At 70.7% G+C, this 12,700-nt stretch carries 12 protein-coding genes; 3 read left to right on the forward strand and 9 right to left on the reverse strand.

Annotated features, from left to right (window positions below; translation table 11 throughout):
- Positions 1-35 precede the first annotated feature (35 nt).
- The 3 genes from ACZ5C2_RS12035 to mqnE are packed head-to-tail and all read right to left on the reverse strand — an operon-like array spanning position 36 to position 2,444.
- Positions 36-941 carry a menaquinone biosynthetic enzyme MqnA/MqnD family protein gene (locus ACZ5C2_RS12035; protein WP_468789203.1) on the reverse strand — a complete coding sequence of 302 codons (906 nt, stop codon included), beginning with the start codon at positions 939-941 and terminating at the stop codon, positions 36-38.
- Positions 941-1,234, reverse strand: coding sequence for a ferredoxin (locus ACZ5C2_RS12040; RefSeq protein ID WP_468789205.1), 294 nt, complete (start codon positions 1,232-1,234; stop codon positions 941-943). Before ACZ5C2_RS12040 ends, ACZ5C2_RS12035 begins: the two co-directional genes overlap by 1 nt.
- 43 nt (positions 1,235-1,277) lie before the next feature.
- Entirely contained in the window at positions 1,278-2,444 is a 1,167-nt protein-coding gene (mqnE, locus tag ACZ5C2_RS12045) for an aminofutalosine synthase MqnE (protein WP_468789207.1), read from the reverse strand.
- A gap of 213 nt (positions 2,445-2,657) precedes the next feature.
- On the opposite strand from mqnE, the gene ACZ5C2_RS12050 reads away from it, so the two are divergent.
- Complete coding sequence (locus ACZ5C2_RS12050; RefSeq protein ID WP_468789209.1) at positions 2,658-3,074, forward strand: DUF6069 family protein; 417 nt, start codon at positions 2,658-2,660, stop codon at positions 3,072-3,074.
- 58 nt (positions 3,075-3,132) lie between these two features.
- On the opposite strand, the gene ACZ5C2_RS12055 is transcribed toward ACZ5C2_RS12050, so the two are convergent.
- Genes ACZ5C2_RS12055 through ACZ5C2_RS12070 form a run of 4 tightly spaced genes read right to left on the reverse strand, consistent with a single transcriptional unit; the run spans position 3,133 to position 7,880 of the window.
- Positions 3,133-4,437, reverse strand: a complete 1,305-nt coding sequence (locus tag ACZ5C2_RS12055; RefSeq protein ID WP_468789211.1) for an aminotransferase family protein — start codon at positions 4,435-4,437, stop codon at positions 3,133-3,135.
- 47 nt (positions 4,438-4,484) lie between these two features.
- Positions 4,485-5,483, reverse strand: coding sequence for a 3-oxoacyl-ACP synthase III family protein (locus ACZ5C2_RS12060; RefSeq protein WP_468789213.1), 999 nt, complete (start codon positions 5,481-5,483; stop codon positions 4,485-4,487).
- Entirely contained in the window at positions 5,480-6,133 is a 654-nt protein-coding gene (locus ACZ5C2_RS12065) for an SRPBCC family protein (RefSeq protein WP_468789215.1), read from the reverse strand. The genes ACZ5C2_RS12060 and ACZ5C2_RS12065 overlap by 4 nt, the downstream gene beginning before the upstream one ends.
- Positions 6,105-7,880: a thiamine pyrophosphate-binding protein gene (locus ACZ5C2_RS12070; protein ID WP_468789217.1), complete on the reverse strand. Its 1,776-nt coding sequence runs from the start codon at positions 7,878-7,880 to the stop codon at positions 6,105-6,107. Before ACZ5C2_RS12070 ends, ACZ5C2_RS12065 begins: the two co-directional genes overlap by 29 nt.
- Positions 7,881-8,189: 309 nt before the next feature.
- Between ACZ5C2_RS12070 and ACZ5C2_RS12075 the strand changes: the two genes are divergently transcribed.
- Together ACZ5C2_RS12075 and ACZ5C2_RS12080 are read left to right on the forward strand one after the other, a co-directional pair.
- Positions 8,190-9,752 carry an acyl-CoA carboxylase subunit beta gene (locus ACZ5C2_RS12075; RefSeq protein WP_468789219.1) on the forward strand — a complete coding sequence of 521 codons (1,563 nt, stop codon included), beginning with the start codon at positions 8,190-8,192 and terminating at the stop codon, positions 9,750-9,752.
- A 46-nt stretch (positions 9,753-9,798) separates the two neighbouring features.
- Positions 9,799-10,551 (forward strand): futalosine hydrolase, encoded by a 753-nt coding sequence (locus tag ACZ5C2_RS12080; protein WP_468789221.1) that lies wholly within the window; start codon positions 9,799-9,801, stop codon positions 10,549-10,551.
- Between the two features lie 199 nt (positions 10,552-10,750).
- Here ACZ5C2_RS12080 and ACZ5C2_RS12085 read toward each other — a convergent pair whose 3' ends face one another.
- Both ACZ5C2_RS12085 and ACZ5C2_RS12090 read right to left on the reverse strand, forming a co-directional pair.
- Positions 10,751-11,818 (reverse strand): tellurite resistance/C4-dicarboxylate transporter family protein, encoded by a 1,068-nt coding sequence (locus tag ACZ5C2_RS12085; protein ID WP_468789223.1) that lies wholly within the window; start codon positions 11,816-11,818, stop codon positions 10,751-10,753.
- A 167-nt stretch (positions 11,819-11,985) separates the two neighbouring features.
- Positions 11,986-12,495, reverse strand: a complete 510-nt coding sequence (locus tag ACZ5C2_RS12090; RefSeq protein ID WP_468789225.1) for a hypothetical protein — start codon at positions 12,493-12,495, stop codon at positions 11,986-11,988.
- Positions 12,496-12,700: the final 205 nt, after the last annotated feature.

The raw sequence follows: 12,700 nt of genomic DNA on the forward strand, positions 1-12,700 counted from the left end.
CACCTTTCTTCTCTTGGGTGGTCGGGCTCGCGGTGCTATGCCGCGTGCTCGGTGTCCAGCAGGCCGATCCGCACGTCCGGCGGGAACCCGGCGTCGTCGCCGCCGACCCGACGGGCGAATTCACGAAGGCCCGCCAACTGCCGCTCGCCCAGACTGAAGTCGAGCGCGGACAGGTAGTAGCGCCTGAGGGTGGCGGCGTCGAACTCCGCCCAGCGGGCGGCCTTGCGGCACACCTCGTCGATCTCGGCGAGGAACAGCTCGCGCGAGGCGAGGAAGCCGGAGTGCACCTCGTGGACCAGGTCGGGATGATCCGCGAGGAAGTCGCGCCGGGCCGCGAACACGGCGAACACGAACGGCAGCCCGGTCCACCGGCGCCACATGTCGGCCAGGTCGTACACCTCGAACCCCAGGGTGTCCGCCTCCAGGAGCGAGGCGCGCAGCGCGGAGTCGCCGATCACCACGGCCGCGGGGGCGTCCGCCAGCATGGTCGGCAGATGCGGCGGACAGGTGAAGTACCGCGGCCGCACACCGATGTGGTCGGTGAGCAGCAGCTCGGCGAGGCGTACGGAGGTGCGGCTGGTGGTGGTGCAGGCGAGCGGGAGGCCGTCCAGCTGCGCGAGGGGCACCTTGCTCACCAGCAGGCAGGACATCACGGGTCCGTCCGCGCCCACCGCGATCTCGGGCAGGACCACCAGCTCGTCGGCGTGCCGCAGGTACTCCATGACGCTGATCGGGCCGATGTCCAGTTCACCGGAGACCAGGGCGTCGCTCAGCCGGTCGGGGGTGTCCCGGCGCAGGTCGAGGTCGAGCAGACTGCCCGTGCGGGCCAGACCCCAGAACAGGGGCAGGCAGTTGAGGAAGTCGATGTGACCGACGCGCGGCCGGCCGGCCGTGGGGCGAGGGCCTTCGGTGGCCGGCCGGCGGCCGGTGACCGTCGTCATCAGTCGTCGGCCGCGTCCGGTCCGAAGACCTCGACGCCGTCGTGCACCCGGCGCACGTGGATGCAGTCACCCGGACACTCCTTGGCGGAGTCGGTGACGTCGCGCAGGGCGATGGTGGGCACCACGACGGTGGCACCCGTGTCCTGGAGCAGTTCGCCGTCCGTGTCCTTGACATAGGCCAGGCCGTCGACGTCCAGTTCGAAGATGTCGGGCGCGTACTGGCAGCAGATGCCATCACCCGTGCACAGATCCTGGTCGATCCAGACCTCTAGGGTCTCCTCCTGCGCGGTCATCGCGCACACCTACCGATCCTTGTCGTGGTTGTGGGCACCGGGCTCAGACCCGCATGGGCTGGGGGGACTCCCGGCGGGCCGGGTCCGGGCCCTCGTACTCCCGGATGACCTCGTAGCGCGTGTTGCGCTCGACGGGCCGGAAGCCGGCGTCGCGGATCATGTCGAGCAGGCCCTCGCGGGACACCTTGTCCGGGGTGCCGTAGCCGTCCGCGTCGTGAGTGATCTTGTACTCGACGACCGAGCCGTCGATGTCGTCGGCTCCGTGGCTGAGGGCGAGCGCGGCGGTGCCCAGGCCGTGCATCACCCAGAAGACCTTCACGTGCGGCACGTTGTCGAAGAGCAGCCGCGAGACGGCGAACGTCTTGAGCGCCTCGGCCGGCGTGGCCATCTTCGTCTTCGCCATCAGCCGGTTGCGTACGACGCCGTCCATCGAGTCATGGAAGTCGTGCTGGTAGCGCAGCGGGATGAAGACCTGGAAGCCGCCGGTCTCGTCCTGCAGCTCCCGCAGCCTGAGGACGTGGTCGACGCGGTGCCGCGGCTCCTCGATGTGTCCGTAGAGCATGGTGCACGGCGTCTTGATGCCCTTGGAGTGGGCCAGACGGTGGATGCGCGACCAGTCCTCCCAGTGGGTCTTGTGGTCGACGATCTGCTGTCGGATCTCCCAGTCGAAGATCTCCGCGCCACCGCCGGTCAGGGACTCCAGACCCGCGTCGATCAGTTCGTCGAGGATCTCCTCGGCGCTCAGCCCCGAGATCTGCTCGAACCAGTGGATCTCGGTGGCGGTGAAGGCCTTGACGGCCACGTTCTGCGGCAGGGCCTCCTTCAGCGCCCTGATCGAGCGCGGGTAGTAGCGCCAGGGCAGGGTGGGGTGCAGGCCGTTGACCACGTGCAGCTCGGTGAGCTGCTCCGACTCCATCTCCTTGGCCAGCTTGACCGCGTCCTCGATGCGCATCGTGTACGCGGCCTTCTCCCCCGGCTTGCGCTGGAAGGAGCAGTAGGCGCACGAGGCCGTGCACACGTTGGTCATGTTGAGGTGCCGGTTGATGTTGAAGTGGACGACGTCGCCGTTCTTGCGCGTCCGTACCTGATGCGCCAGCCCGCCGAGCCAGGCCAGGTCGTCGCACTCGTACAGGGCGATGCCGTCCTCACGGCTGAGCCGTTCGCCGGCCTCGACCTTCTGCTCGACCTCGCGTTTGAATCCTGCGTCCACCCGTGCCATCTCCTCAGATTCGGGTTCCGCCGTGGGAACGGTTCGCTCGGCCGCCAGCACAACAGCTGGGGCAGCGCAGCTCCATGCTGGCGGAGGCACCCCTAAGAGATTCCCTACAGCTCCGTTGCCCGGCCCCTGGCGCACCCGGCGGACCGTACCGTGAGCCGTCCCGAACGTTCGGACAAGGCACCCTCGGCGTAAGGAAGTTGACGCATGTCACGTACGGAGACCGCCACCCCCACACGGCGCACGGCCGGCGGGCGGTTCGTTTACATCATGATCGCGACGGGCGCGGCCGTGGCCGTCTGGCTCGTCGCGCATTCCCTCCTCGGCATCTCCCTCAGGGCGAAGACGGACGGCGACGAGGCCCAGGACGTGGGCCTCGTCGCGGTCGTCGGCGCGTCGCTCGTGGCCGGCCTGGCCGCCTGGGGCCTGGTGACGGTGCTGGACCGGACGACGGCGGCGGCGCGCACGGTGTGGATGGCAGTCGGCTCCGTCGTGTTCCTGCTGTCCCTGATGGGGCCGGCCGGGGCCGAGGGAACCGGGGCGAAGATCGCCCTGGCGTGCATGCACCTCGTGGTCGCGCTGGTACTCGTTCCCGGCCTCGCCCGCACCGCGCGCAGTCACTGAACAGCGCACCGGAGGTCACCCGTCCGCCGGGTGAACTCCGGTGCCGGGCACGGGAGCGTCAGTGTGCCGCGGCCTCCGCGACACTCGCGTGGAGCGCGTCGACGATGCGCTCCACCTGGTCGGCGACGACGATCAGCGGCGGGGCGACCGCGAGGACCGGCCCCTCACTGCGCACGACGACCCCCCGGGACAGGCATCCGCCGGCCACCTGGGCGGCGCGCTCGAACGTGTCGAACTCGATCCCGGCGAGCAGGCCCTCTCCCCGTACGTCGCGTACTCCGTCCAGTCCCTTGAGCCGGTCGGTCAGCCCGCCGAGGAGGAGCCGGCCCATGGCGTCGGCGTGCTCGACCAGCCCGTCCTCCTCGATCGTCCGCAGGACGGCCAGCGCGACCGCCGCGCCGAGGGCATGACCGCTCGTCGTGTGCCCGTGCCGCAGACCGCCGAGCATCGGGTCGCCGGCGAACACCTCGGCGACGGCCGTGGTCGTCGTGACGGCGGCGAGGGGCACGTATCCGGCCGTCAGCCCCTTCGCCAGGGTGACCAGGTCCGGGCGGATGCCCTCCCGCTGGTGTGCGAACCAGGCGCCGGTGCGGCCGAGACCGGTGGTCACCTCGTCGACGACCAGGAGGATTCCGTACCGGTCGCAGATCTCCCGCACCTCGCGCAGATACCCGGGTGGCAGGGGGCGGATCCCGCCGACGCCGAGCACCGGTTCCACGAAGAACGCGGCCACGTTCTCCGGCCCGGCCGCGAGGACGGCCCGCTCCAGCTCCGCCGCTCCGGACTCGGAGGCGTGCGGGCCCGCTATCTGGACGAACCCCTCGGGGCGGGGCCCGCATCCGGTCCACGCCAGCGGGGAGGCCGACATCGCCGCGGTGGCGAGCGTGGTCCCGTGGTAACCGTCGGCGAGCGAGATCACCGTGCTGCGCCCGGGCTCGCCGAGCAGCGCGTGGTGCATCCGGACGATCCGGATCGCCGCCTCCGCCGCCTCCGAGCCGGAGTTGCAGAACAGGGTGTGGCTCAGGGGCTCGCCCAGCAGCTGGGCCAGTCGGGCCGCGAGCCTGACGGCGGCCTCGTTCGACGCGCCCAGCAGCGCGTACGTCATGAGTTTGCCGGCCTGCTCGCCGAGGGCGGCCAGGATCTTGGGATGGCTGTAGCCGAGGGTCGCGTTGAACTGGCCGCTGCGGCCGTCCAGATAGGTGCGCCCGTAGGAGTCGGTGATCTCGCAGCCCTCGCCGGAGACGAGCACCAGCGGGTCGGCGCCTCCCATGGGGGTCCACGGGTGCAGCAGGTGGCGGCGGTCGAGTGCGGCCAGTTCGTCGCCGTCCGGCGCGTGGGCTGCGGGTGATGCGGTGTCGGTCATCGGCACGGCTCCAGGTAGAGGTCGGGGCGGGCTGGGGTGGTCATCGGCTACCACCGCACCGCGGCCGCCGCGGCGAAGTCACCGGCGTGGGCGAAGCCGGACAGTACGAGGAGATCGCCCTTGGCGATCCGTCCCTCGTCGCGGGCCTGGGTCAGGGTGACCGGGATACCCGCGCCGAAGAGGTTGCCGTACTGGTCGTAGGTGTCGAGGTGGCGTTCGGGCTTCAGTTCCAGCGCCGTGTGCCAGTTCTCCAGGAACATCCGGTTCGGCTGGTTGGTGATCAGCACGTCGATGTCGCTGGTCGGCGTGTCCAGCCGCGCGCACAGCTCGGAGGTGACCTGCGGCACCAGCCGGTTGCCGCGTGCGACGATCTGCTTGACCTTGCTCTCGGTGAAGCCGATGTCTATCTCGCCCTCGCCGGGTTCCCAGTACTTGCGGGTGTCCACGGCGAGCGTCATGTCGTTGGCGTACTCCACCCCGTGGTGGGTCACCACGTCGAGGATGGGCGATTCGTCGCCGGCCGAGAGGAACCCGACGCCGCAGCCGTCGCCGGGCACCGCGGCGTGCTTGCGGCCCCTCACCTCCGGCCGGGCGAAAAGCTGGCCCGCCATGTTCTGCACACTGCAGATCAGCGCCGTACGCGCCTGACCGGAGGCGATGAGGCTCCGGCCGAGCTTCATCAGGTACACGAACGAGGCACATCCGCTGTTGTGGACGTCGATGATCCACTCGGGGACCGGGTCGAGCCCCAGCCGGTCCACGATGTCGGCCCCGGCGCCGGTGAACGCGCGGTCGGGGAGTGCCACGTTCGTCAGGACGACGTCCACCCGGTCGTCGCCGAGGGCGCGCCGGCGCTCCAGCACCGGCCGGGCCGCCTCGACCGCCATGTAGGTGGCGGTCTCGTGCGGCGCCGCATGACGTCTGCGGGCGGGCGGCCCGAACATGACGCCGTCGGCGGGCGGCGCCTCGTCACCCGTGTAGAACGAGGTGTCGACGCTTTGCGCGGGCAGGTAGCTGCCCACGTCCGTGAGGCTGACCGGGATCACGCACCGACCTCCGCGCCGGCGGTGACCTCGATCGGCAGCCCCCGGCTGTGGCGGTACTCCAGGATCCGCTTGAGGTTCTCGAGCTCGATGCGGTGCCCCGCGAAGAACAGCGGCCACAGGTCGCCCACCCAGACCCGGTCCGGGCTCGGGGCCAGCTCGGGGTGGGGGTTCTTGTCGTAGTTGGGGTGGCGGCAGTTGGTCCAGATGACGACGGAGCCCGGCTTGCCCAGCACCAGCTCCGCGGGAACGATCCGGAAGAGGTAGATCATCCAGAGTTCCTCGCCCTGGTCCCAGGCGCAGTGGTAGTCGAGCGTCAGCGTCTCGCGGTTCGGCTTCAGCCGCATGAAGATCCGGGTGTCGTCGCCCAGGGTGTCCCAGCCGGCGTAGAGCCCGGGTTCGTCGGTCGGTTCGAACGAACGGGTGCTGACGGAGTACTCGTCCAGGCTGTTGATGTCGCAGAGGTAGTCGAAGACGTCCTCGGGCGGGCAGTCGATGTACTCCTGGACCGTGCAGAAGTCCCCGTACACCTCGTCGTGCGAGTACTGGGGCCGGGTGCCGGCCGTGGCGAGGGCGAGGATGTCCTCGCGGGGGGTGGTCTCGCACCGGATCAGGCCGGGGACGTCAGCCAACTGGTGTGACGCGGTCGCCATGAGCAGCTCCTGGTTCACTGGGAGGATCGTCGATCAGACGGAGGAAGGGCACGAAGGGTGGTGTCTCGTACGGGTCGGACTCCACGCAGACCAGCGCCGGTCCGGCACTGGCGTTCGTCTCGGCCAGGGCCCGGCGGAGCTCGTCGGGCGTGCTCGCCGAACGGGCGGTGAGCGTGGGGAACATGGCACCGGCGCCGGCCGCGATGTCGGCGGGCCGGAAGGTGTTGTACGAGTAGTCGGCCGCGTAGAGCAGTTGCTCCCGCAGGACGCACATCGCGTGGGCGTTGTTGTTGAAGATGACGAAGGTGACCGGCAGCTCGTGCTCGACGGCCGTGTGCACCTCCATGCCGTGGGCGTAGAAGCCGCCGTCCCCGGAGAGCACGTAGCTGCGCCGGCCGGTGGCGAACGCGGCTCCGATGCCGGCTCCGAAGCTGTGTCCCATCCCGCCCATGCCGAGGGCGAGGACGAACTGTCCGCGGCGGGGCACGGACAGATGGTGGATGGCAGCCGCGCTCGCGTTCCCCGCGTCGGAGACCACGGTGGCGTCGTCGGGGAGCGCCGACTCGATCACGTGGACCGCGTCGATGAGTCGCAGTCCGGCGGCGTCCGGGTCCGCCACCGGTGCCGCCAGGTATTCCAGCCCGCCGACGGCGCCACGGGACGGTTCCGGACGGACCGGCAGCGCGGCCAGACGCTCGGCGGCCGTGCGCAGTTCGGTCCGCAGATCGCCGTCCACGTGCAGGACGGGCGGGCCGTCGACGGTGGGGGCGGTGAAGGGCGGCTCGGGGTCGTAACAGATCAACGGGGTGTTCCGGAGGGCCTCTTCCAGCCCGGTCCGGGCCATCACCGGCAGTCGGGTGCCCACGAGTACGCAGAGTTCCGCCTTCTCCAGGTGGCGCGGCACGGTGGGATGCCCGATCGCGCCGGCCACTCCGGCGAACCGGGGATCGTGATTGTCGAAGGCGTCCTTGGCCTCGGGGGTCACCGCCACGGCGGCCCCCAGCAGGTCGGCCAGCCGGGCGAGTTCGGCGCGGGCGTCCCGCCGTCCGACGCCGTCCCCGGCAATGACGAGGACGTCCGCCCCGCGCCCGACGGCGTCGGCGAGCAGGTCGGCCGCGGCGTGGCGGTCGGCCGCCGCACGCGGGTCCGCCGCGGCGGGTGACGTCCCCGGTTTCGACAGCAGTTCGGCGAGATCGGGCACCGGGCCCGAGGGTGCCTGCTGGACGTCCTTCGGCAGCAGCAGGACCGCCGGGCCCGGGTGCGGCGCCCGGGTGGCTGCCACCGCCTCGGTGAGCAGCTTGCCGAGGTCCGAGGGGTCGTCGACCCGGGCGCAGAAGCGCGAGACGGTCCGGAAGAGCTCGACGGCGTCGAAGGCACCGGCCAGGCCGCTGGAGTCCTGGAAGGCACCGCGGCCTTCCAGCGGCCGGGGCGGCTGGCCGATCAGGGCGAGCAGCGGAATGCGGGCGGCGTGGGCCTCGGCGAGACCTGGCACCAGGTTCATCGCGCCGGCACCGGAGGTGGCCATGACGACGCCGGGCTTTCCGGACGTCCGGTGATATCCCTCGGCCATGGTCACGGCCGAGAATTCGTGCTTGGCGACCACCGCACGGACGCTTCCGCCCGTTGACTGGGCGGCATCGTACAGATCCTCGATGTTCGCGCCACCGACTCCGAATATATGGTCGACGCCGAAATCGGCCAGCGCGGATATGAGGCGGTCGGCGACGCGCGGTCGGCTGTTTCGCATGGAGCTGCCTCCCCTGGGTCCAATGATCCGTGGCCCACCGATGGATGCCGCGTACTTTCCGCGCGGGAGGCGGTCCGGGGTCTCCACCGGACCTCCGGTGGAGACCCCGACACGGAATGCCGGACGGGGGATTCCAGGGATTCCGTGGCCTCCAGAGCCCGTTGGGGCCCGGTGGAACAGAGGGCTACGGGCACAACATAGACGGCGTCATATGCCGGAAGGGCACCGTGTTCCTTGCGACTGGGACCTTCACTAGTCTTCGTGCCGGTCCGCGAGCCGCTCCGGTGATCCGGGCCCCACACTTCCCGCATGACACCAGTTCAGCCGCCGAGTGCACGCGCAGGGGAGCTGGCCGCGTTGCGGGAACGGATCCGGCGCGGGCCCGGCGCCGGGGCCACGGAGGCCCAGCGCGCCAAGGGCAAGCTGACCGTCCGCGACCGTCTTCGGCTGCTCTTCGACGAAGGCACCTTCACCGAGATCGAGGAACTGCGCAGACACCGCGCGTCGGGTTTCGGCCTGGAGAGGCGCAGGCCCCACACCGACGGTGTCGTCACCGGATGGGGCCAGGTGCACGGCCGCAAGGTGTTCGCCTACGCCCACGACTTCCGCATCTTCGGCGGGGCGCTGGGCGAGGCCCACGCCGCGAAGATCCACAAAGTGCAGGACCTCGCGCTCACGACGGGGGCGCCTGTGGTGGCCCTGTGCGACGGCGCCGGGGCGCGCATCCAGGAGGGGGTGTCGGCGCTCGCCGGATACGGCGGCATCTTCCGCCGCAACGCCCGCTGTTCGGGCACCATCCCGCAGATCAGCGTGATGCTCGGCCCGTGTGCGGGCGGCGCCGCCTACTCCCCCGCTCTCACGGACTTCGTCTTCATGGTGCGCGGCATCTCACAGATGTTCATCACCGGTCCGGACGTGGTCCGGGCGGTCACCGGTGAAGCGGTGTCCGTCGATGAGCTGGGCGGCGCGGACGTCCACTCCACCCGTACCGGTGTCGCCGCATTCGCCTATGACGACGAGGAGACGTGTCTGGAGGAGGTTCGCTACCTGCTGTCGATGTTGCCGGCGAACAACCGGGAGCTGCCGCCCGCCGTGTTCTGCGACGACCCGCTGGACCGGCGCAATGAATCCCTTCTCGATCTGGTTCCCTCGAATCCCGCACAGGCCTATGACATGCGTGCCGTCATCGAAGAACTGGCGGACGACGGCGAGTTGTTCGAGACCGGCGCGTCGTGGGCCAGGAACGTGATCTGCGGTCTGGTCCGGCTCGGGGGACAGGTCACCGGAATCGTCGCCAACCAGCCCGAGGTGCTGGCGGGTGTACTCGACATCGGGGCGAGCGAAAAGGCGGCTCGTTTCGTCCAGTTCTGCGACTCCTTCAACATTCCGCTGGTGACCCTGGTCGACGTGCCCGGTTTTCTGCCCGGCACGGAACAGGAACACGACGGAATCATCCGGCACGGTGCGAAACTCCTGTACGCGTACTGCAACGCCACCGTCCCGCGCATCCAGCTCATTCTGCGCAAGGCCTACGGCGGCGCGTACATCGTGATGGACTCCCGCTCCATCGGCGCCGACCTGTCCTTCGCCTGGCCCACGAACGAGATCGCGGTGATGGGCGCCCAGGGGGCCGCCGACGTCATCTTCCGGCGCGAGCTGGCCGCGGCGGACGACCCCGACGCGCTGCGCGCCCGCCTCGTCAAGGAGTACACGGCCGAACTCATGCATCCCTACTACGCGGCGGAACGCGGTCTGGTCGACGATGTGATCGACCCCGCCGAGACACGTCGGGTGCTCATCCAATCGCTCGCGATGCTCGTGGCCAAACGGGCCGACCTGCCCAGCCGCAAGCACGGCAACCCGCCCCAGTGAAGACACCCGCACCCGCGGCCCCGGCCCCGTAGGAAGGCTGAACGTCGTGGAGGAAGCACGCCCGGATGCGACCGGCGCCCACGTCCTCGTCGTCACCGCGGTGCCGGCGGAACGGGAGGCGGTCGCCGCGGCGTTCGGCGGGCCCCGACAGGAGATTCCGCGCGCCGGGGTGTCCCTGCACCGGGTGACGGCGCCCGGCACCACCGTGGACCTGTTGGCCGGCGGGGTGGGTCCCGCCGCCGCGGCCGCCTCGACCGCCGCCGCCCTGACCGCCGCCGCGCTCACGGGGACGACGTACGACCTGGTCGTCAGCGCGGGGATCGGCGGCGGTTTCCCGCCCGAGGCGCCGGTCGGGTCGCTCGTCGTCGCGGACGAGCTCGTCGCCGGGGATCTGGGCGCCGAGACGGCGGACGGTTTCCTGTCGCTGCCCGCCCTCGGTTTCGGCCGGGTCACCCACCGTCCGCCTTCGGAACTCGTCCACCGGTTCGCGGCGGCGACCGACGCGCGGGTGGGTCCGGTACTCACCGTCTCCACGGCGACCGGCAGCGCTCGACGCGCCGCCGAACTGCGCGCCCGGCATCCGGGCGTCCTCGCCGAGGCCATGGAGGGCTTCGGCGTCGCCGCGGCGGCCCTGGTGGCGGGCTGCCCCGTTCTGGAGATCAGGGCCGTGTCCAACCCCGTCGGCCCACGGGAGCGCGACCTGTGGCGCGTCGAGGACGCGCTGACCGCCCTCACCGGGGCGTTCGAAAGGCTCACGCCCCACTGCGCGCAGTGGAGGGTCCGGCCGGCACCGCGGTGACCGCTCTGTCCCCTCGGTTCGACCGTCCCGGTCTCCCGCACCATCCCGGTCTACCGTCGCGCCGCGTCCCGGAAGGCCGAGGCCGGCGACGTTCCGGAGCCCGCCCGGGCCGAGCACGTCGGCTACGCCGACATCGAGTCCGGCCACCGGCCCGTGATCACCCGGCCCGTGATCACCCGACCCGTCGAGCCGGCCCGGATCACGTCCGCTCCGCCTCCCGCCCTCTGGTGGTCACCAGGGCATGGAGCATGGCGAGGAAGACCACGGTCCAGGCGGTGAGGGCGACCCAGAGCCAGGCCTGGCCGATCCATTCCACGATGGGGAGGTCATCGGCCCGGCCGAGGTACATGCCGGCGACGGCGTACATGCCGAGCGGGAAGACGATGCTCCACCAGGTGGGCTCGTAGGTGAGGGGCACCCGGTGGACGTGGTGGCGCCAGACGCCGACCGCGATCAGGACGGGGATGAGCCAGGTCGCGAAACACCAGAAGACGACCGACATGCCCGCCACCAGGCCGCGTACCGCGTCGACCATGGGTGCGCTCTCCATCTCCACGATGCGCGCGCCCGCGACCACGGTGATGGCGACCGCGCCCATGGAGACCCAGTAGGGCGGGTCGAGTTCGCGCGGTTCGAGGGTGTAGAGCATCAGGCGGAGCGAGACGAAGATCGCGGAGGCGGCGTAGAGGACACAGCCGACCGACCAGGAGAAGACCGCGACGACGGCCAGGCCCTGACGTGCGGCCTCGTAGTGGGGCTCCAGGGTCGCGGCGGCCACGGCGACCGACTGGCTGGCGACCACCCAGACGAACCAGGTCCCGTTGGCGGCCGCCACGACCGGGCGTTCGCTGCGGCCCAGGACCGCCGCCCAGGGGATGGTGTAGCCGAGGACGAGCCAGGTCAGCGCGGCGATCACGAGGAGGACGGCGGCGGGGACGTAGTGGCCCTGCCCCGCCAGGCCGACGGCGAAGACGTCGGTGCCCGCCACGAAGGTGAAGAAGAGGAACGCCCTGCGGGTGTCGTGGGCGTCGGCGGCGAGTTCGCGGCGGTGCGCGACGAAACGCCAGACGGTGAGGACGACGAGCAGGGCGTACTCGACGGCGGTGAGGACGAGGAGCGACCGGGCCATCAGGTCCCAGCCGCGCAGTTGGCAGCCGACGGACAGGATGCCCGTGGCCATGACGAGGGCGAAGTACCCGGGGGACAGCCGCGCCGGTGTCAGGCCGGCCAGCCGGGGGGACGGGGGGAGGAGGGACGTGGAGAGCACTCCGGCACCGTACGTGAACAGGACTGCGTCGTCCTGGGACGTTCGGCCCTCGTCGTGACGACGAGCGTGCTTCGCGGCTCCTCCCCAGCCGCCGGGCGGTCCGTGCCAGGGGCGGACGGGGCCGACTTCGTGCCGTGGTCCGGGCCCGTGAGCCAGGCACGAGTCCGTCAGGCGGCCTCGTGGACGACGAGCTTGAACTCCGCCAGGACGATGTCGCGCGCCACACTGTCGTCATGGGTGGCGCGCACCGCGAGCGGCACGGCCGGGTCGACGAAGATGCCCCACTGCTTCGTCCAGCACTGCATGCCGGGGCTGGGCGGCCGATGCTCCGTCGCCGTGGTGTCGTTGGGCGACGGGGTGAGACCGAGCGGATCCCGGACGAACTGGTCCCGCACTTCGTCGTAGCCTCCCGCCTCCCACTGGATCATCGCGTACAGGACGCCCCACCCGGCGGTGCTGGGCCATATCAGCCCGGAGCGGTCGTCGGTGTCCCAGCTCGTGACCACGTAGCCGTCCGGCTGGTTGACCTGGTGCATGGTGAAGCGGTCGGTGGACTCGGCGGCCCCGAACGGGAACCTGATGACCGTATAGGGGCTGTTCGCCGGGATCGACTGCGCGGTGTCCCGCTTCAGGGAGCAGACCTGCACGCCGGGCGAAGCCGTCGCATGGGTAGACATGTTTTCCGATATGCCCATCATGGGCCGGTTCGATGTCGGTCCGACCGGGATTCCGGACACCAATGACGCCTCGGCGTACAACCGTTCGAGGTGGTGGTGAGTCTCCGTCAGTGACCGACCTGAGTGACCGGCCTGGTCACTTGTACGAGGAGACCGTTATTTCCGCCATACGCAAGACCCTGACCGCCACCGCCGTCGCCACCGC

Source organism: Streptomyces sp. NPDC031365, assembly GCF_055569765.1.

What these genes read in the sequence shown, in the direction of transcription:
- ACZ5C2_RS12035 (WP_468789203.1), bottom strand. Translation starts at nt 941, where the DNA reads ATGACGACGGTCACCGGCCGCCGGCCGGCCACCGAAGGCCCTCGCCCC.
- ACZ5C2_RS12040 (WP_468789205.1), bottom strand. Translation starts at nt 1,234, where the DNA reads ATGACCGCGCAGGAGGAGACCCTAGAGGTCTGGATCGACCAGGATCTG.
- ACZ5C2_RS12050 (WP_468789209.1), top strand. Translation starts at nt 2,658, where the DNA reads ATGTCACGTACGGAGACCGCCACCCCCACACGGCGCACGGCCGGCGGG.
- ACZ5C2_RS12055 (WP_468789211.1), bottom strand. Translation starts at nt 4,437, where the DNA reads ATGACCGACACCGCATCACCCGCAGCCCACGCGCCGGACGGCGACGAA.
- ACZ5C2_RS12065 (WP_468789215.1), bottom strand. Translation starts at nt 6,133, where the DNA reads ATGGCGACCGCGTCACACCAGTTGGCTGACGTCCCCGGCCTGATCCGG.
- ACZ5C2_RS12070 (WP_468789217.1), bottom strand. Translation starts at nt 7,880, where the DNA reads ATGCGAAACAGCCGACCGCGCGTCGCCGACCGCCTCATATCCGCGCTG.
- ACZ5C2_RS12075 (WP_468789219.1), top strand. Translation starts at nt 8,190, where the DNA reads ATGACACCAGTTCAGCCGCCGAGTGCACGCGCAGGGGAGCTGGCCGCG.
- ACZ5C2_RS12090 (WP_468789225.1), bottom strand. Translation starts at nt 12,495, where the DNA reads ATGTCTACCCATGCGACGGCTTCGCCCGGCGTGCAGGTCTGCTCCCTG.